Source organism: Roseovarius aestuariivivens (assembly GCF_004761875.1).
GTDB classification, from domain to species: Bacteria; Pseudomonadota; Alphaproteobacteria; order Rhodobacterales; family Rhodobacteraceae; genus Roseovarius; species Roseovarius aestuariivivens.
Genome location: NZ_SJEY01000002.1, coordinates 177,331 through 195,481 on the forward strand (window position 1 = coordinate 177,331; position 18,151 = coordinate 195,481).

15 protein-coding genes and 1 tRNA gene are annotated in these 18,151 nt (G+C 56.8%); 4 read left to right on the forward strand and 12 right to left on the reverse strand.

The window, feature by feature from the left end; translation table 11 throughout:
* The 4 genes from EZV60_RS04250 to EZV60_RS04265 form a co-directional block, all read right to left on the reverse strand.
* Entirely contained in the window at window positions 1–951 is a 951-nt protein-coding gene (locus EZV60_RS04250) for a sulfotransferase family protein (RefSeq protein WP_280952567.1), read from the reverse strand.
* 55 nt (window positions 952–1,006) lie between these two features.
* The gene (xrtD, locus tag EZV60_RS04255) at window positions 1,007–2,602 is read right to left on the reverse strand and encodes a VPLPA-CTERM-specific exosortase XrtD (RefSeq protein ID WP_135502494.1); all 1,596 of its coding nucleotides are present in this window, start codon (window positions 2,600–2,602) and stop codon (window positions 1,007–1,009) included.
* A 305-nt stretch (window positions 2,603–2,907) separates the two neighbouring features.
* Window positions 2,908–4,158 carry a leishmanolysin-related zinc metalloendopeptidase gene (locus EZV60_RS04260; RefSeq protein WP_135502496.1) on the reverse strand — a complete coding sequence of 417 codons (1,251 nt, stop codon included), beginning with the start codon at window positions 4,156–4,158 and terminating at the stop codon, window positions 2,908–2,910.
* 117 nt (window positions 4,159–4,275) lie between these two features.
* Window positions 4,276–5,058, reverse strand: a complete 783-nt coding sequence (locus EZV60_RS04265) for a hypothetical protein (RefSeq protein ID WP_135502498.1) — start codon at window positions 5,056–5,058, stop codon at window positions 4,276–4,278.
* A gap of 578 nt (window positions 5,059–5,636) precedes the next feature.
* Here EZV60_RS04265 and EZV60_RS04270 point away from each other — a divergent pair.
* The 4 genes from EZV60_RS04270 to EZV60_RS04285 all read left to right on the forward strand — a co-directional run bounded on the left by EZV60_RS04270 (window position 5,637) and on the right by EZV60_RS04285 (window position 10,474).
* Window positions 5,637–6,356, forward strand: coding sequence for a VPLPA-CTERM sorting domain-containing protein (locus EZV60_RS04270; protein ID WP_245306207.1), 720 nt, complete (start codon window positions 5,637–5,639; stop codon window positions 6,354–6,356).
* 285 nt (window positions 6,357–6,641) lie between these two features.
* Window positions 6,642–7,244: a hypothetical protein gene (locus EZV60_RS04275; RefSeq protein ID WP_135502500.1), complete on the forward strand. Its 603-nt coding sequence runs from the start codon at window positions 6,642–6,644 to the stop codon at window positions 7,242–7,244.
* 263 nt (window positions 7,245–7,507) lie between these two features.
* Window positions 7,508–9,313 (forward strand): ABC transporter ATP-binding protein, encoded by a 1,806-nt coding sequence (locus tag EZV60_RS04280; protein WP_135502502.1) that lies wholly within the window; start codon window positions 7,508–7,510, stop codon window positions 9,311–9,313.
* 411 nt (window positions 9,314–9,724) lie between these two features.
* A complete protein-coding gene (locus EZV60_RS04285) occupies window positions 9,725–10,474 on the forward strand; it encodes a metallophosphoesterase (protein ID WP_280952565.1) in 750 nt (249 codons plus the stop codon).
* A 292-nt stretch (window positions 10,475–10,766) separates the two neighbouring features.
* Here the strand turns inward: EZV60_RS04285 and EZV60_RS04290 are convergent.
* The 8 genes from EZV60_RS04290 to EZV60_RS04330 all read right to left on the reverse strand — a co-directional run bounded on the left by EZV60_RS04290 (window position 10,767) and on the right by EZV60_RS04330 (window position 18,120).
* Window positions 10,767–10,843, reverse strand: a tRNA-Pro gene (locus tag EZV60_RS04290).
* 67 nt (window positions 10,844–10,910) lie between these two features.
* Complete coding sequence (gene leuB / locus EZV60_RS04295) at window positions 10,911–12,017, reverse strand: 3-isopropylmalate dehydrogenase (protein WP_135502503.1); 1,107 nt, start codon at window positions 12,015–12,017, stop codon at window positions 10,911–10,913.
* Window positions 12,018–12,104: 87 nt separating this feature from the next.
* On the reverse strand, window positions 12,105–13,064 hold the full coding sequence (locus EZV60_RS04300) for an endonuclease/exonuclease/phosphatase family protein (RefSeq protein WP_245306209.1): 960 nt from the start codon (window positions 13,062–13,064) through the stop codon (window positions 12,105–12,107).
* A gap of 113 nt (window positions 13,065–13,177) precedes the next feature.
* Window positions 13,178–14,017, reverse strand: a complete 840-nt coding sequence (locus EZV60_RS19310) for a hypothetical protein (protein ID WP_245306210.1) — start codon at window positions 14,015–14,017, stop codon at window positions 13,178–13,180.
* A gap of 364 nt (window positions 14,018–14,381) precedes the next feature.
* Complete coding sequence (leuD, locus tag EZV60_RS04310; RefSeq protein ID WP_135502507.1) at window positions 14,382–14,987, reverse strand: 3-isopropylmalate dehydratase small subunit; 606 nt, start codon at window positions 14,985–14,987, stop codon at window positions 14,382–14,384.
* Between the two features lie 229 nt (window positions 14,988–15,216).
* Window positions 15,217–16,617, reverse strand: a complete 1,401-nt coding sequence (leuC, locus tag EZV60_RS04315) for a 3-isopropylmalate dehydratase large subunit (protein WP_135502509.1) — start codon at window positions 16,615–16,617, stop codon at window positions 15,217–15,219.
* Between the two features lie 307 nt (window positions 16,618–16,924).
* On the reverse strand, window positions 16,925–17,626 hold the full coding sequence (locus tag EZV60_RS04325; RefSeq protein WP_135502511.1) for a response regulator: 702 nt from the start codon (window positions 17,624–17,626) through the stop codon (window positions 16,925–16,927).
* A complete protein-coding gene (locus EZV60_RS04330; protein ID WP_135502513.1) occupies window positions 17,623–18,120 on the reverse strand; it encodes a MarR family winged helix-turn-helix transcriptional regulator in 498 nt (165 codons plus the stop codon). Before EZV60_RS04330 ends, EZV60_RS04325 begins: the two co-directional genes overlap by 4 nt.
* Window positions 18,121–18,151: the final 31 nt, after the last annotated feature.

The following is an 18,151-nucleotide window of genomic DNA, read 5'->3' on the forward strand; positions in this document are numbered from 1 at the left end:
TTATTTCAGGCGTTTGATATCTTCCCGCTGCATGATCTCACGATACCCGTGGTTGAGTTTTCCGATCCGAAGCCAGCGCGTCAACTTCTCCAAAAGAAATACAGAAGCACCATAACGGCGGATCCCGAATTTCCAGACGGCTAACTTGTTGGTCAGGAACAAAAAAACTTTACGTAGCAGGGATGGTGCTGTACCCGGCGTTGCAGTCTCGTATCCACGAGCGCGCATGAGAGCGCCGGCCTTGTGCTCGATCCAGACAATCTCATTTTGGGACGCATTGCGTGTCCACTGTTTCACCAATGACCGATCAGGTGGGCTATAACTCGACGTTTCGTGATACGTAAGCATTGCAGGGTCGAAGGGAACGCCCAGGAACTCACAGACCCTTTTCAGGGTCGATGGGCAGTCTGCAAACAGATCCTCGTAGTGAAGCTCGAGAACGTTGTTCGGATTCACGGATTTCTCGACGGCGCTCCACTGTGTTTCGGTTCGGATCCAATGGTCGACGCCGTGGTAACTGTTCCCCGACCAGCCCATACCAATCGAGGACCGGGCCACATCTCGTGGATCACGCAACATGTGAAGAAGCCGGGTGCCGGGCAAAGCGGCGTGTAGTCTTTGGATGTTACGATGCACGTTCAGGGTAAGGATGCCCGGCGCTTTCTCATCCAACTGCCTTAGGAAAGCCTCCAGTAGGCGCAGCCCGTCGACACCCGCCGGGATCTTTAATTCTTGGGCGTTGAAAATTCTGTCGGCCCGAAGGGCATCCAGATCGTAGCGCCACTGCCCTTTATCACTTTGATGCAGGTAATCGAACAGATAGTCGGCCTCACCGGGGTTCTTGATGCGTGGATGCGCGTCAAGCATAAGCCGAAAGACTGTTGTCCCGGATCGCAGTGCACCGAAAACGAAAACCGGATTACCAGATACGAGGTGCGAACAGGATTGCATACCGCGGCTCAAAAAACGCTAAACTTTATGGACAATCTCATTTTCGAGCCGAAACCTAAGGTTCCGGAACAAATCGAGGAAGTGTCTGCATGGCGGCGTCCATCGCTTTTTGAAGACGCTCTTCTGCCGCGCCCAGCCCTTCTTGCGGGTCGACCAAGGTTGTCAAACGTACGATAGCGCTATCGTCTCGACCATCCAGGAACCTGCCCAGCATAAGGTGTAGCTTGGCCTCGTACTCCGACGCAGTGCGCACTCCGCGTTGATCGTACCAGTAATAGACCAACATTCGGGTCACGCCTTTCTGGATGATCGCCCGGTTAAGCGAAAAGGTCTCTCCCGTTCTGCTTGTCGCGTCGATCTGTTCCAACTCGGCGATCTCCCAGCCTGCACTTGGCAGGCACACCTCGGGCGAGTGCGTTCCTCCATCGGTCTGATCACGGTACCACGCGACGAACAGCTCAACGGGCAGCGGCTCGACCGCCTGTGACATGTTCACCGACAAGTAATCATCCGCGCCCAGAACCTGTTCGATCTCCGGATCGAGGGGCTGGTGTGGGCCAATCCGCCATTCTTCCAACCGCTTAGGGAATAGAACGAAGGGTTCACGGTCGATCTGCACCTCGCCGCGCGTCGGCATGGCCTGCCAGCTGACGGCAAGTGCCCCGACAAAGACAGCGGCAAAAATCATCGCTGCCGAGGGACGGACCAGCGTGATCCGCCGGGCTTGCGTCGCGAGACCCTCGGTGTCGAGATCGAGAGCTTCGATCAACCCGATCCTGTCGCGCCGCAGCTTGACCAGCACCCAGGCAAAAGCGAAGAGGATCAATACACAGCTGATGAAGATCACCCAGCCCTCGAAGAAATGCGAGAAGCCCTCGACGTGGTCCAGACCGTAATTGTTCACGATCCAACCCGCGATCGCGATCCGGACAGAGTTCATGAATACGGTAATCGGCGCCGCCGAAACCAGCAGCAGGGCCTTGTGCCACATCGGCCCCTGGTAGAGGACAGCGAAGATGTAAGAAAAGCTTAGGATCGGGAAGAGGTAGCGCAACCCGGAACAGGCTTCCGCGACCTGCAGCTTGAACACACCGAGATCAATGATGTTCCCTTCCAGATACACCGGCACGCTGATGAGCTGCAGGAAATAGACTCCCAACTCTGACGAAATGCCTTGCAAGAAGGTCGAAAGCCCGTAATACACCGCGCCCGGCAGCGGCAACATAAACACCAGGTGCACGACCGGAGGCCAGAAATGCTTGCCCGTCTTCCAGCCGAAACTGATCAAAAGGATGGCCCCGACCCACAAGATCAGCCCATACGCGACGATATCGCGGATCTCGATGATCTTGCCACCGGCACCGATCAGCACCGCAACCAGCAAAAGAACAACGCCCGGCCAGCGATCCGCCACCGGTCCGTAATTGACAGGCACTGTTTTAAGTTGTCGCAGGAAAAGCAGGCCCGACAGCACCGGTATGAGCGGTCCGTGACTGTATTCGGGCAACTTCCAGGCCTTCAAAAGCTCTGCAATGCCCTCGTTGAAGAAGAAGCCAGCACTGACAAATGCAATCACAAGCCAAAAGACGCCCCAATTTAGAACGTCCTGAAGAAAGTTGTTTCTGGTGTCGACTAGGTTCGCGTTCGCCATTGAACTCTCAGCGATGAATAACCCGCAGCTCGCGCGCCACGAAACAGTATAGCTTTTGACATGTTGCAGTTTTTTATCAGGAATTTTGCACGAATGCTATCGGTAATGCGGCGATTCCGGCCAGCGTTGATAACCTCACGAAGGTGTTATCGCCTCTGGTCCACTCAAAGGAAATGCATGAATTTCAGCCATTTATGAAGAGTTTCACGGCGATGAGCCACCGCCGTGGATTGTTCCTTGGTTGGAAATGATGTGGTTCCTGCCACTGCAGGTCCGCACGCACGGCCCGAATAGGCCAAACGCTTTTACGCGATGGTGACCCCATCGCCGTAAACCGTGCTGTATCCCATGTCTTCCAGAGCGGCGATGCTCATGTCGGAGAGATAGTTGTTCGTCCGAAGATTGCCGGTCATAAGCTCGTTGGTGAACGTCGCATCGTCCCAGTGCACGCCTGCGGTGCCTGGCCCGCCTTCGGTCTCGACCATGACACCCAGGTCCGACAGCGGATCGTTGTCTGCGATCGCGAAGAACTCCCTGTTATAGGCCTCGATCGCGTTGGTCCCGGTAAACCGCAAATCGCCGTTGTAGTCATCTATCAATCCCATGCTGGCCCAGACCGTGCCGAACCCCATCGCATGCAGCATTTCATGCATCATCAGGTCTTCCCAAAGACCCAGGGATTCAATGCGTGCGGTATCGGAGGTGTCGAACCGCATATAGCCGGAGCTCGGTAGAAGGCTGTCGGAACGAAGGGAACTGTATCCGCCCCAGCCCCAGTAACCGCCGGTGCCGTCTATGTTTTCAAGCGTCGCGGTAATCGAAATATCATCGATACCATTATGTTCGGGAAGATCTGCCGTGATGATATCGCTTATCCGCTCGGCCACATTCTGAATACCCTGCCGAAGAGAGTCCGACCAGGTGCCGATATAGATAATCTCGACATTGTAGCCTTCGGGATTATCCATGCCGCTGACATAGACATCGGGATCTGCGCTGCCGGGGTTGACCTCGGGCGTCGGATCACCGCCGCTGGTCGTTCCGTCGGTTGTGGTGCCGTCGGTGTTCGGCTCCTCAGATGTCGTGTCCTTGTTGTGACCTTTGCCCTTCTTGGTGCTTCCGCCGCTGCCATCGGTGGTTTCATCCTTGTTGCCGCCGGCCCAGGACGGCTTCGCGCCACCGCCGGTCAGCGGGTTTTCGACAAGGCTTTCCGGTGCGTCGAGCGGACGCGCGTACTGCCACAAATCCAACGGCGTTTTCTCTTCGGCGTTCTCGAGACCACCAATGGCGTTTGCGAACTCTTCGGGCAGTGGTGGCACATCGGCGTCTTGAGGCGCGTCAGGGATCAAATCGGCACCGGAGGCTTCGGTGTCAATGCCGAGCTGCGCAAGCTTTTTAGTCAGATCCAGCTTCGATTTAGCATTGGCAGGAAGAATGGCCCCTTCGGAGCTCGCCGACCCAAAATTGAAGAATGAGGATACCAGATCTTCATCGAATTCGGGAGGAAGCACATCCGCGAACGCAGAGTCCAACATTTGATGGTTTTGCCGTTTCATGTCCGTCTCGCTCGATTACGCCCCCTTGACGGGACTGTTCTTTATTCAAGGACAATGGCAAAAATAGGGCGCCTGTGGAAGGCGCCCTATCCTTTTGATACCTGTACGGTAGGTCTTTTAAGCAGTTTTACGCTTGCGCCGCGCGACGATGCTGCCAAGTCCGAGGGCTGACAGAAGCAGCGGAAGACCAGCGGGCACCGGGACGAAACCGACCCCGCCGCCGCAACCCGGGTCGAGCGGATCGCACGGTGCACCTCGGATTCCCCATTCCTCGAAGCCACCGTCCGAGTCGTCCGCGTTTCCGAATGCCGAATAAAACACGATGTAATCCGTCGCGGCCACGCCGGCAAACAGTGTCTGCGACAGGAACAACGACATATCGGCCCGACCGCTGCCGCTTCCGAAGAAGTCGTAGTCAAGCAAAACTTCGCTGTCGCCGTCCACACCGACATCCATATTCCAGATTTCGGTGTAGAGGCCGTTGAATGGATTCGACCCGTCCCCGAAAGAAAGCCCCGTCAGGTCCTTGTCTGATCCGACGTTGAAGATGCGCAACGAGTCCAGCGAGATGGGCGAATTCCGGCCAGAAGGCTCGTTTATGTCCAAAAGGAACTCGTATTTGCCGCTTGAACCCGTCAAATCCTGCTTCTGCAGTGAGTGGGTCCATATGCCAGCTTTTTCGTCGAATTCTAGATCACTATTCGCTCTGTCGGTGTTGTAGCCAGATTCACTACCGTTGGCCTGAAGCCTCAGAAACGGTTCAAAGACACCAGTACCGGTGGCTCCGATTTCTGTCGAAGGCGCCAAGAACTCGCCACCGTTGAGCGTTCCGCCACCACCGCTGGTCAGGTCAAGGGTCGTAAGCGCCCAGCCGTCAGTGGACCCTGCGGCCCATACCATGCCCGACGCCGCAATCGTATATGCAAAGTTCCGAAATGTTCTCATAATTTCTCTACCTTCCGGGTGAACACACGCATTAAACTCCGACGGTCACTCTACAACTTCAAAAAAGAAATGGCTGAAATGATCGCGTCATATTCTTGTCGAAAGATTGCCACATTTCTTCAGGCTGGAGGAGTCGATATATTCGGTTCGGGTCATTTTGACCAAAAATACTACCTTAAGCAGAGCTGAATCTCGGCCCGCAATCGTAATTTACAACCCTTTGTGGTGTGTATTCTCAATTTACTTATCCTAGTTGAATCTGATCGTGACCTCAGACTTCCTGCAAAGAATGCGGTACGTGATTCGGACATGTCCAAACGCTTCGCGACGTCCTCTGTCGACGTGAAATCTAGAAACAGATCCTGGTTATTGTTCGCAAGTTCGAAGCAATCACGCAGTCAATCAATCATTGATGTAGAAACAGCGCAACCACTTAAGAAATATGGCTTTTTTCCAGCATGAATTTGACCGCAAAAAGATTTGATCATACGCTTTCATAAGCAGATGCGTTTTTAACCAGTGAAAGGAAGACCATGTTTTCGAGTCCCAATATGCGTTTGGCAACTCTCTCCGCGCTTTTCTCCATCGCCGCTCTTTCCGCCCATGCAACGCCGGTTCCGGTGTCCAAACAATCTTCCAGTGTCTTTGGCAGCAATGGCAGCGCCGCGGTAACGATCACGGATGATATCGAACTTCCCAGTGGTCTGAGTACGCTGGCCGGTGGTTTCGACCTGAGCAGTGGTCCGTTGGGCGATTTCGTGGCCTGGTGTCTGGATATCAGCACCTATCTGCGCCTTTCATCCAATTACGAAATCACCGAAGATTCCGCCGGCTTCGATCCCTTCGGCACGGCACGCCCGACGCTCGCCCAGAAATTCAATGTCCAGGCACTCTTCAACACGGGTTTTTCATCGCTAGACCTAACGTCTGATGCGGACTCGGCCGGTTTCCAGCTTGCTCTTTGGGAAGTGACCTATGAAGACAGCGGAAGCTTTGACGTTAATAGCGGCGATTTCAACGTCACCGGCAACTCCGCCGCGCGCACGCGCGCAAACCAGCTTTTAGGCGGTATCAACGGCCCGAAGACGCAGTCGTATCGCCTGACATTTCTGGAATCGACGGATACATACTACGGCAGCCACAAAAGCCAGCATCTTGTCACCGCCAGCCCTATTCCCCTGCCGGCGGCAGGTTTCCTGTTGCTCGGTGCGCTTGGTGGTCTCGGTTTTGTAGGGAAACGCCGTAAAGGCTGACTTCTCAGCGCATCAGATTGCGAAGGATAAGGCCCCCCGTCCGCCATCGGGGGCTGTTTCCTGCCAGTTTAACCCTGCTCCAACAGCGCCTCACGCTTTGGAAAAGATGCGTGAGCCGACCTCGGGACAGCCGGTCATTTCACAGACGTCGAACGGACAAGCCCGCTCCGGCGGCCCCAGCCCTGAAACAATTCGGACTGTTACACACAAGTGGCAGCATTGGCTGTCTTTTCCTGGCTCGATATGCTTCAAAACACGTGGGCACACGTTTGAGTTGGCCAAAAAATGAATACCGACAAGATCAAGGCCGTAGCCAGTGAGATCCTTGGCGCTTTGCCATGCGGATTCGAGAATTGGTCGAAGATCTGGGGCGACCCCCTCATCTCCGGTACAGTCTTCATGCTGTTTTACGGCATTGCAGGACTCAAGGCGATTGCCGTGGCAAAGCAGCTACATGGCCGGGAGCGTACACTTTGGCGCGTAAGTGCCTTGATCCTCTTTTTTCAGCTGATCAACACACATCTCGACCTGCATGCCTTCGTCGTGAGTTACGGAAGGTGTCTTTCGAAAGCGCAGGAGTGGTATGAGATACGGCGACAGGTCCAGTACACTATTCTTGTTGCTGCAGTTGCTGTCATGGCAACGCTCCTTGTTATGGCCCTAGTCTATTTCCGTCGCAGCCTCGCAAGCAATCTTCTGCTCATCGCAGGTCTCGCGATTTGTATTGGAATAACAGTGCTTAAGGGGATCAACTATCACGACCTCGAAACCATCTATGCCGGCAAGTACGGCCCGTTCAGAGGCGCAGATATGATTGAACTAACCGGCCTTGCCGTCATTCTCGGAGCCGTGTTTTTCAAGCAACGTCGGTCAAGTAGCAAGGTCTAACCAAAAAAGCACGGTCAGGAAGAACCTGCGGAGACCTGCGCCCATCATCTGAGAGCTAGACGCAGCGTCGTCGACGAGATCCCTCCTCCGCCCGCAGACGATCGCATGACTAACAAATCCTTGCTTTAGAGCATGGATCGGCAGCAACCGCCTGCTCAGCCAGCGGACCTTGGGCGAGAAGTCACTATGACGTCAAAAAGAAGCCTTGTATCGAACAAAAGCTATGTGCAGAAGGTTTACAGCACTTTTGCCGGAGAACGGACATGCTGGACGTCTTCAGGAAAATATTTTCAATGTTTAGCCGTCGTGAGAAGCGGCGTTTTTTTCTGCTTACCCTGATCATGCTGAGTGTCAGCATTGCAGAGCTCGCCGGTATTTCGAGCATTCTCTTCATGTTGAATATTCTGACCAATCCCGAAATGGTCGCAAATAGCTCTTTCCTTTCATGGTTTTATGACAATCTTGGCTTCATATCTGTTTCTAACTTCAATATTTTCCTAAGTTTTTTCGTTTTCTTTGTTGTTCTTCTCGCAATCGCTGTGAAGGCATGTGGATCTTACGCTATCGTAAGGTTTTCTGCCATGCGCGGCTTCACCATGTCTAAGAACCTTTTGGAGGCGTATCTTCACCAGCCTTACACATGGTTTCTGAACCGAAACACATCTGATATCAGCAAGAATGTGCTTAATGAAATCAAGCGATTGGTATCCAGCGTTATTGTCCCGTCTCTCAAATTGATCTCAAGTTCGATTGTCGTATTCGGAATTGTTACCTTTCTGCTAATACTGGAACCCTTCGTAACCATTATTTCATCAAGCATCATCGGCATTGGGTATTTCCTGATCTACTGGACTTTAAGGCCAGTGATGACGCGGCTTGGAAAGGAAAGCGTCGCTGCAAATACAAAGCGCTTCCGACTCACCCAGGAGGCGACCGGTGGATTCAAGGAACTGAAGCTTCTAGGGATAGAAAGACAATATGTGAATAGGTTTGTGCGGCCATCACGGCGGCTCGCCGCGATACAGGCGACGAACAGCGTGATCCAGCAGATGCCGAAGTTTGGGCTCGAAGCCATTATTTTTGCGTCGCTGCTCGGAAGTATAGTGTACCTCCAGATCAAGAACGACGGCGATCTAAAGGCGGCCATACCCGTCTTGGGAACATTCGCATTCGCGATGATGCGTCTCATGCCGGCCGTCCAGAATGTGTATCAATCCCTGACGTCCATCAAAAACGGCAAACCTCTGCTCGATCATATCTATAGCGATTACATGATGTCTTACGCCAAAACGTCTGAAGCACCTTTAGAAAAAGACGCCACGACGGCGATGAGTGTCAGAAAGCAAGTCGAGCTTCGGGATGCCTACTTTTCCTACCCCAACACAGAGAAACCTTCCCTTGATGGGATAAGTCTGGTTATTCCCGCAGAAACCAAAATCGGAATCGTGGGGGGAACCGGTGCGGGGAAAACAACTCTCGTAGACACAATCTTGTGCCTCCTGACGCTTCAGAGCGGCCGAATTCTTGTAGATGGCGAAGAGATCACCGCAAAGAACGCGCAGCTTTGGCGCAACAGCCTAGGGTACGTACCTCAAACGATATATCTGACCGACAGCACTGTGGCCGAGAATATCGCATTCGGCTTTGACAAAGAGGCCATCGACATGGCTGCGGTGGAGCGTGCTGCAAAAACTGCATCTTTGCACGACTTTGTTGTCAACGAATTGCCCGATGGATACCAGACCGTCGTCGGTGAACGCGGCGTACGCTTGTCAGGAGGGCAGAGACAAAGGATCGGCATAGCGCGTGCCCTCTACCATGATCCTGCCCTGCTGATCTTTGACGAGGCCACCTCCGCCCTCGACAACCTGACAGAGCGCGAGGTGATGGAGGCGATCAACCGGATCGGACACAAGAAAACGATAGTCATGATTGCCCACAGATTAACCACGGTTCGTGACTGCGACACGATCTATCTTTTGGAAAAAGGTCGGATCGCTGCATCGGGAAGCTTTGACGAACTGAAGGATAACAACGAAACATTCCGTAGCATGGCCGCCAATATGTGAACTCCGGCCCGCGCGCTTACTATTCGTAATGCTTGAGTTGGGCATGATTACTGCCAAGCACTCGGTTCACACGCGGCGCGACATCAAAAATTTCCAAAGTTAACGGATCAAGCTTGCCACCTTCTATTGGCATCTTCCCAACAGCTTGAAGAACGACAAGATCATCGTGTTGAAATCATCCTCCAGCCTCTGTCCTTTCGACGACTGAGTGAGTGACCGTTTCTTGCTGGGTCTGGAACAGCAAGCTAGTATTCGCAGAGTGCCTGCGGTAGCTTTGACATGATTGCCGGCATTTGGATGCGAAGATGTCTTGCCGCGTAAGTGACGGGCTCATCTGGAGACAGAACGAAATCTGTCGAAACGCCTTCAATAGGTTGTCTTATGCGCAGCAGTTCGTAACACGGTCCATCAGTGATAAAATTAGTTCACCAGCTTCTTAACCCAAAGTCCGGCAGGACCTATAGTGCCCCGTCCGATCTAGCTCCTAATGCTCCGTTCGTAGCGGTTGGCGACATCCACGGCAGGTTAGATCTGTTGCAGACGCTCCTTGGACATTTGGAAAACCAAGCACCCGAGTTACCGCTGATCTTCTTGGGTGATTACATTGATCGTGGGCCAAAGAGCGCCGAAGTTCTGAGGCAACTGCAAATCATGAGCGCCAGCACCCCAGCCAGAGCCGTGTGCTTGATGGGAAACCACGAAGCAATGCTTCTGGATTTTCTGGATCACCCGGAAAGCGCGGGCCCTCAATGGTTGAGGAATGGCGGATGGCAGACGCTCGGCAGCTTTGGAATCGAAAAATCTGATGCGAAAATGCCGGATTTGCGGGATCGACTGGTCCTGCACGCAGGCGAGGAATTGCTGGATTGGCTTCGACAATGTCCCCTGTTTTGGCAGTCGGGAAACATCATCGCAAGCCACGCAGGGGGCGACCCGACAAGACAGCCGGATCCACGCCGCGCCCACGACCTTCTGTGGGGTCATGAAAACACCCGTAAATCTGCCACACGGGCAAAACACTGGATGGTATACGGTCACTACATCGTCGACGCCCCCAGCCTTCGACAAGGCCGGATTGAGATCGACACAGGCGCGTGGCAAACAGGGCGACTAACCGCGGCGATCATTTCGCCAAAACAAGTGCAATTCTTGTCCACATAGCCATCCACGCGATGTACATTCCAGCGGCTTTTGCACCCTGTTACCGACAACAAGACTGTACTGACGCTGCATTCACGTCGAAGGACCTGACGCCACTTCCAGCACGTGGAACGCCGACACAACAAGGCCACCCGATCGCGTAACTCAAACCGGTCAAAGAGGCCATTTACAAGGCCTTGGAGCTGAAAAGAGCGCTACCCGGAATGTTGAATGCAGCTTTGGAGCGGCGTTTCTTGTCTGGACTGCTGGAAATCTACGGCGCACCCATTCACGCGAAGTGGCGCCTTTTCATTGGTCGGAGTGAGAGGATTCGAACCTCCGGCCCCTGCCTCCCGAAGACAGTGCTCTACCAGGCTGAGCTACACTCCGACCGTGCGCAGGCGGATATACGTCGCCTGCGCGTTTTGCAAGAGGGAATGACCCTTGCGAACAAGGCTCAGAGCCCGGCATCCAGGGCCGCAACGATGGCATCGCCCATCTCGGCCGTCGTCACGGGCTGCGCGCCCTCCTCGCCTAGAAGATCGGCGGTGCGCAGACCGTCGGCCAGTACCTTTTCGACGGCCTGTTCGAGCCGCGTGGCCTCTTCGCCCTGGTCGAAGCTGTATCGCAGCGCCATGGCGAAGCTGAGGATACAGGCGATCGGGTTGGCCTTGCCCTGACCCGCGATATCGGGGGCAGAGCCGTGCACCGGCTCGTAAAGCGCCTTGGGTCGGCCATTAGCCATCGGCGCGCCGAGGCTGGCGGACGGCAGCATGCCCAAAGACCCGGTCAGCATCGCGGCGGCGTCCGACAGCAGGTCGCCGAAAAGGTTGTCGGTGACGATCACATCGAACTGCTTGGGCCAGCGGCAAAGCTGCATCGCGCCTGCATCGGCATACATGTGACTAAGTTCCACGTCGGGATAATCCTCGTCATGGACTTTCTGCACCACCTCGCGCCAGAGCACGCCGGATTCCATCACGTTGGCCTTTTCCATCGAGCAGACCTTGTTATTCCGTTTCCGCGCGAGTTCGAACGCAGAGCGTGCGACGCGGTCGATCTCGGATTCGGTATAACGCTGCGTGTTGATGCCCACGCGTTCATTACCCTCTTGAACGATACCCCGCGGCTCGCCGAAATAGATGCCCGACGTCAGTTCGCGGATGATCATGATGTCGAGCCCCGCGACCACATCCTTTTTCAGCGAGGAAAAATCGGCCAACGCGTCAAAGCACTGCGCCGGGCGCAGGTTTGCGTAAAGATCCATTTCCTTGCGCAGGCGCAGAAGGCCGCGCTCGGGCTTCACCGAGAAATCCAGGACGTCGTATTTCGGACCGCCTACGGCACCGAGGAGAACCGCATCGACCGATTGCGCCTTCTCCATGGTCTCATCCGTCAAAGGCGTGCCATGCGCGTCATAAGCCGCACCGCCGACAAGATCCTCGCTGACGTCGAACTTAAGTCCGCGCTTGGCGCCAAACCAGTTAATGACCTTGCGGACCTCGACCATGACCTCGGGGCCGATGCCGTCACCGGGCAGAATAAGAAGCGAGGGGTTGCTCATGCGTGGGTCCTTCCTGATCCAAACGACAGTCGCCACCGCCTAGCCCGAAGCGCGGAGAGGGTCAAGAAACGTACCGGTTTACGACTTTCAGTCGAGGTGCAGATCGATCCAAACGAGACGATGACGGCTTGCTTGTTCCGCCTCACGACCGGCGACGCCGTCGCTTGGGGGGTCATGAACGCCCGCCTGCACGATATCGAGCTCCGCGGAAGGTAGGATGTAGCTGACCCGCAGATCTCCCGGGCCGGGGGCCGGCCAGCTTGCCGTGTCGAGACGCGGGTCGCTCTGGCCTGTTTCCGCAAGATGGGCCGAAGCCGGACGCATGGGCCTTGGATCCTGCAATCGCGGATCGTTGAGGAGGTCGAGGATCGCCGCCTTGTGCCCGCCGCCGTCGACAGGATCGAGATTGGCGACACCCAGCAACACGAAAGGATTGACCGGCGGCATCGCAACCGATCCATCCAGCAAATGCCGCCAGAAGACGATTTCATCGTGATTGCGCAGTCCATTACGATCCTCCGGTCCGTCAAAGGCGGGCGGGCTGGCATGAAAGGTCAGTAGGGTCAATCTCTGCCCACCGATCTTGACCGGGACGAGCCAATGACCGGTCGTCGAGAGGCGCTGGATCGCCTGCGCCTCGGCCGAGGGAAAGGGGCCGGACGGTGTGCTCGGCAGTCGCGCCCAAGGAAGATCCGCCCACAAAAGATCGCTGAAATCACGCACGCCGGCTGGATCGACAGGAAAGCGCGACAGGATCGCCATGCCGCCCTCGCCAGCGAACGGACCGTAGCCTTGAGCATCGCGGGCCTCACCGCGTTTTCCGTCGCCGTCCATGTCAAGCCCGGTCGCGCGCCCGGTATTGGGCGACAGTGCGAACGCGTGCGGGAAAGTGTGACCGCGCGCGTCGATCCTGTCACGCAACGCCCTTAGCGCCATAAGGTCGAGATCGTAATCAATTCCCTGCAAGACGATAATATCCGGAGCAACCGAAGCAATCACGCCCGCCACCGCCTCGGCTTGCGGATCGCCTCGCAAGATGTCGCGCAAAAGAAGGCCAGGACCCTTTCTTGCCAGCTCTGTGTGGAAGGTGGCAATGCGGATCGAGTCTGCGGAATTGGCGGTCGCCGCTACAGACAAAAATGTCAGGAAAAGCGCTGCGATCAGGCCTTTTGCATGCCCTCGGCTTCGGCCTTCGCGTAGACGCGCCGGCGTTTTTGCTCGATCAGTTCGCCAACCCGCATGAGCGCTATTCCCCGCATCAGAATGCTTGCCGGCAAGAGCGCCCATACCGTCATTGTCCAGATCAGCGTTTGATGGTTCTCGATCGAGATTGGTTCGATCACGAAAGAGGCGGCTTTAACGACCGCTGGAATCAAGAATGGCAGCAAACTTCCTAACACAATGTTAAGACTTGCGTCCCGCTTGAGGCGTTCCACGATATCGCCCCCGCGCGTGGGATCGAAAAGCGGCAGGTTGACCCAGACATTGAACGCGCCGTTGCGCATCGGCCAGCCCAGAAGCCGGACCATGACAACGAACGCGAAGACCATAAGCAGCGAGACGGTATAGGAAATCGCGCCCGCGAGCCGTACGAGCGCGACCTCGGAGGCACTTGTTTCGGGTGGCAGCATCAGCACGATTAGCCGCACCGGCGAGAATGGAAAATCCATCAGCCCGGCCAGCGAGCTGCCGATATGGGTGATGATGATGGTCAGCGGCGTCGGTTCGTATAATCCCCGGCAGATGAAGGACAGCGACAGGATGACGGCGCAGAGCGCCAGAAATTTAAGTCGGTTGAACGGCGGTGCGAAGCGGAATTCCACGATGCTGGGATAGCGCCCGAAGTACTCGATGAAGGTCAGCAGGGAAAAGAGGATCGCGATGACCACGACGATTTGCGCCGTGTCCGTCGCGATCGACGGCAGCACAAGCGCTGGTGTTGCCACCAGCAAAGCCACGAGTATCGCACGCGTGAACGCGCTGATAATCTGAGAAACCACTGCTCGTTTCCCTTCCAAATGGACCGACCCGGTTCTCTGCCGTGCCGTTATTCCCAGTTTGGGTTCTTCGATTATGACGGTCTGCCTCAATCTTGCCCAATTTTTGCCTTGTTTCGCCCCCTGGCTCAAGACATGGAATAGTTACACTTGGAATTTCCGGCGAATTCATGGTCTTGGTGGTGCGGGAATGCATCATTTTCGGACCAGATTTGAGACTGTCTTGGTTGCGCACGCAAGATATTGTGATCCAGAGCGTGTACGCCACAAAAACAGTTTAAAATACTTCTCTATTTTGTTCAGCTTTTGGAAAAAACAAAAACGCCGGCGTCACGGGACGCCGGCGTCTTCCTGATCTGAATGCGGCCTAGACCCAAGGACGCGCCGCGCCGGCCTTTTCCTCGAACGCATCGATCGCAGCGGCCTTTTCCATCGTCAGCGCGATATCGTCGAGCCCTTCCAAAAGGCAGTGCTTCTTGAAGCTGTCGACCTCGAAGGAAAACACCTCGCCATCCGACGTGGTGATGGTCTGCGCCTCGAGATCAACGGTGATCCGGGCGTTCGCCCCTTTCTCGGCTTCTTTCATAAGGACGTCGACCTGCTCTTGCGGCAGGGCGATGGGCAGAATGCCGTTCTTGAAGCAGTTGTTGTAGAAGATGTCGGCAAAGCTGGGGGCGATGACACAGCGGATGCCGAAATCCTTGATCGCCCAGGGCGCGTGTTCACGGCTGGATCCACAGCCGAAATTGGCGCCGGCCACGAGGATCTCCGCCTCGCGGTATTGCGGCTTGTTCAGCACGAAATCGGGGATCTCGTTGCCGTCATCATCATAGCGCATCTCGTCAAAGAGGTTCACACCAAGGCCCGTGCGCTTGATCGTCTTCAGGAACTGCTTGGGGATGATCATATCGGTGTCGATATTGACCATCGGCAAAGGCGCCGCGATCCCGGTGAGCTTTTCGAATTTTTCCATCTCTGGGCCTCCTATGGCCGATCCTGCCGGGACGATCGCAAACGGGATCGGCCCGAAAGTTAAAATCTGGTGAAGACGATCTTAACCTTTCGAAAGATCGGCTTCTGGCTCGGAAACCGGCGGTTTTGTACAAAATGAACCAGGTTTCAGAGCCTGTTTGGACATTTTGTACAAATTCCGATGCGCCGGTTTCCACGCCTTTTCTATGCAGTCCGAGGGCGTCGCGAAATTACATCATCTCCCGCACGTCAGTCAGCCGGCCGGTCACCGCCGCGGCGGCGGCCATTGCCGGGCTCATCAGGTGAGTGCGTCCGCCCCGGCCCTGCCGGCCCTCGAAATTGCGGTTGGAGGTCGCGGCGCAGCGTTCCCCGGGCGAGAGCTGATCGGGGTTCATGGCCAGGCACATCGAGCAGCCGGCGAGACGCCATTCGAAACCGGCCTCCTTGAAGATGTCGGCAAGCCCCTCTTCCTCGGCCTGGGCGCGGACGAGGCCCGAGCCCGGCACGACCATGGCACGCTTGACGGCGATCTTCTTGCCTTTGAGGATTTCGGCGGCGGCACGCAGATCCTCGATCCGGCCATTTGTGCAGGAGCCGATGAAGACCGTGTCGATCTCGATCTCCGACAGTTTCTGACCCGGCTTGAGACCCATATATTCGAGCGCCCGCTTCGCGGCCTCGGTCTTGCCGCCCTTGAAGGTGTCGGGGGCGGGCACCTCTGCGGTGATCGGCAAGACGTCCTCGGGGCTCGTGCCCCATGTGACGACCGGGGCGATATCCTCGCCCTTGATGGTCACCACCTTGTCCCAATGCGCGTCGTCGTCGGAATAAAGCGTCTTCCACCAGGTCAGCGCCGCCTCCCATTGCGCGCCTTTCGGCGCGTGCGGGCGGCCCTTGATATACTCGAAGGTCTTCTCGTCCGGCGCGATGAGACCGGCGCGCGCGCCGCCCTCGATGGCCATGTTGCACACGGTCATCCGCCCTTCCATGGAAAGCGAACGAATGGCCTCGCCGCAATATTCGATCACATAGCCGGTGCCGCCCGCGGTGCCGGTATGGCCGATCACCGACAGGGTGATGTCCTTGGCCGTCACGCCGGGCGCAAGCTCTCCGGTGATCTCAACCTTCATATTCTTCGATTTCTTCTGGATCAGCGTCTGGGTTGCCAGCACATGCTCGACCTCGCTCGTGCCGATGCCATGCGCCAGTGCGCCGAAGGCACCATGCGTGGCGGTGTGGCTGTCACCGCAGACGACCGTCATGCCCGGCAGGGTCCAGCCCTGTTCGGGGCCGACGATGTGCACGATGCCCTGGCGGACGTCATTCACCGGGTAATAGTTGATCCCGAATTCCTTGGCGTTGGTATCGAGCGCCTCGACCTGGATGCGGCTTTCCTCGTTGGTGATGCCGTTCACACGGTCAGGCGTGGTGGGCACGTTGTGGTCCGGCACCGCGATGGTCTTGTCCGGCGCGCGCACGGTACGGCCCGAAAGGCGCAGGCCTTCGAAGGCTTGCGGGCTTGTCACCTCGTGCACGAGATGGCGGTCGATATAAAGCAGGCTGGTGCCGTCCTCGGCCTCGTGCGCGAGGTGGGCATCCCAGATCTTGTCATAGAGCGTCTTGGGGGACATCGGTCCTCTCCCGTCATGTCAGTGGAAACAATGGATCACGTCAAAACCCGGCGCCTTATAGACGCGCGAGCACCGTCAGCGTCGCACCAAAAAAACGCCAGGGCAGGCGCGCGCGATCGTCGATATCGAAAATCCGTGTCATGGCATGTCAGATACAGACGCAGTCCGAGTCTATCAAGAGGCACCTTGCTTCAAAGGGTCACCGCAACTTCATCTGGCCAAAAATACCTCGGAAAGCGCGAGGGGCAGCGCCCCTCGTTCAAAAAAACCAGCGCGCGCACCGCGCGCCCATTCAGGTCACGCCGCCTCAGTCCGGAGCCAGCATATACCCTTCGCCGCGCACCGTCTGAAGATAGCGCGGCTGTTTCGGGTCGCTTTCGATCTTGCGGCGCAGACGGGTGATCTGCACGTCGACCGCGCGTTCCTGCGCCTGGCCCTTGTCGCGGCCCAGATCCTCGACCAGCTTGGCGCGGCTCACAGGCTGGCGCAGGTTTTCCGCGAAGATCCGCATGAGCTGCACCTCGGTCGCGGTCAGTCGTACCATGTCCTCGCCGCGCATCAGCTCGGCCCGGTCGATGTCGAACCGGACCGGCCCCATATTCAGAACCTTGGGCGCGGCGGTGTCCGGCGCGGGCTCGGGCATCCGGCGCAGGATGGCGTTGATCCGCAGCAGCAGTTCCTTGGGTTCGAAGGGCTTGGGCAGGTAGTCGTCCGCGCCCGCTTCCAGGCCCTTGATGCGGTCGTCGGTTTCGCCCTTGGCGGTCAGCAGAAGGATCGGCGTCGTGATCGTGTCACGCAGCGACGCGGTCAGCGCCACGCCGTCCTCGCCCGGCATCATGACGTCGAGCACGATCAGGTCGAATTCCAGGCCCGACAGGATGCGCCGCGCATGCGCCGCGTCGCGCGCGGCGGAGACGAGAAACCCCTGCCGCGCGAGGAACTTGCGCAGAAGGTCGCGGATCCGCTCGTCATCGTCGACGATCAGAAGATGCGGCGCCGGATCGCTCATGTCTCTGCCTCCCTGATGGCATGGTACTTGCGTCGCATCTCGGGGTCCATCATCGCCTCGAGCACCTGACGGAATCCCGCCACGGCCTCGGGGCCGGCGGCACGGTAGGCGGCGCGCATGCGGGCGCGTTGCGCGTCCGACAGCTTGCGTTCCAGCGCGGCGCCCGCCTCGGTCAGATGCAGATGCCGTTCACGCCGGTCGGTGGTGCCCTGGCGGCTTTCGACAAGGCCATCCTCGATCAGGGTGCGCAGCACACGGTTGAGGGACTGCTTGGTCACGCCGAGGATATTGAGGAGGTTGTTGACCGTCGTGCCCGGGCTGCGGGCGATGAAATGAATGGCGCGGTGATGCGCCCGCCCATAGGCCATGGTGGCCAGGATCCGGTCGGGATCGGCGGTAAAGCCGCGATAGGCGAAAAACATGGCCTCGATTCCCTGGCGAAGCTGTTCATCTGTCAGAAAAAGAAGGCTTTCGCCGCTTTGCCCCTCTGCCATCGGAGCCTCCCGTTCACAATTCGCCCGGTTC

Excerpts from the sequence above, each read along its gene's own strand:
- EZV60_RS04250 (WP_280952567.1), bottom strand. The coding sequence starts at position 951 with ATGCAATCCTGTTCGCACCTCGTATCTGGTAATCCGGTTTTCGTTTTC.
- xrtD (WP_135502494.1), bottom strand. The coding sequence starts at position 2,602 with ATGGCGAACGCGAACCTAGTCGACACCAGAAACAACTTTCTTCAGGAC.
- EZV60_RS04260 (WP_135502496.1), bottom strand. The coding sequence starts at position 4,158 with ATGAAACGGCAAAACCATCAAATGTTGGACTCTGCGTTCGCGGATGTG.
- EZV60_RS04265 (WP_135502498.1), bottom strand. The coding sequence starts at position 5,058 with ATGGTATGGGCCGCAGGGTCCACTGACGGCTGGGCGCTTACGACCCTT.
- EZV60_RS04270 (WP_245306207.1), top strand. The coding sequence starts at position 5,637 with ATGTTTTCGAGTCCCAATATGCGTTTGGCAACTCTCTCCGCGCTTTTC.
- EZV60_RS04275 (WP_135502500.1), top strand. The coding sequence starts at position 6,642 with ATGAATACCGACAAGATCAAGGCCGTAGCCAGTGAGATCCTTGGCGCT.
- EZV60_RS04280 (WP_135502502.1), top strand. The coding sequence starts at position 7,508 with ATGCTGGACGTCTTCAGGAAAATATTTTCAATGTTTAGCCGTCGTGAG.
- leuB (WP_135502503.1), bottom strand. The coding sequence starts at position 12,017 with ATGAGCAACCCCTCGCTTCTTATTCTGCCCGGTGACGGCATCGGCCCC.
- leuD (WP_135502507.1), bottom strand. The coding sequence starts at position 14,987 with ATGGAAAAATTCGAAAAGCTCACCGGGATCGCGGCGCCTTTGCCGATG.
- leuC (WP_135502509.1), bottom strand. The coding sequence starts at position 16,617 with ATGTCCCCCAAGACGCTCTATGACAAGATCTGGGATGCCCACCTCGCG.
- EZV60_RS04325 (WP_135502511.1), bottom strand. The coding sequence starts at position 17,626 with ATGAGCGATCCGGCGCCGCATCTTCTGATCGTCGACGATGACGAGCGG.
- EZV60_RS04330 (WP_135502513.1), bottom strand. The coding sequence starts at position 18,120 with ATGGCAGAGGGGCAAAGCGGCGAAAGCCTTCTTTTTCTGACAGATGAA.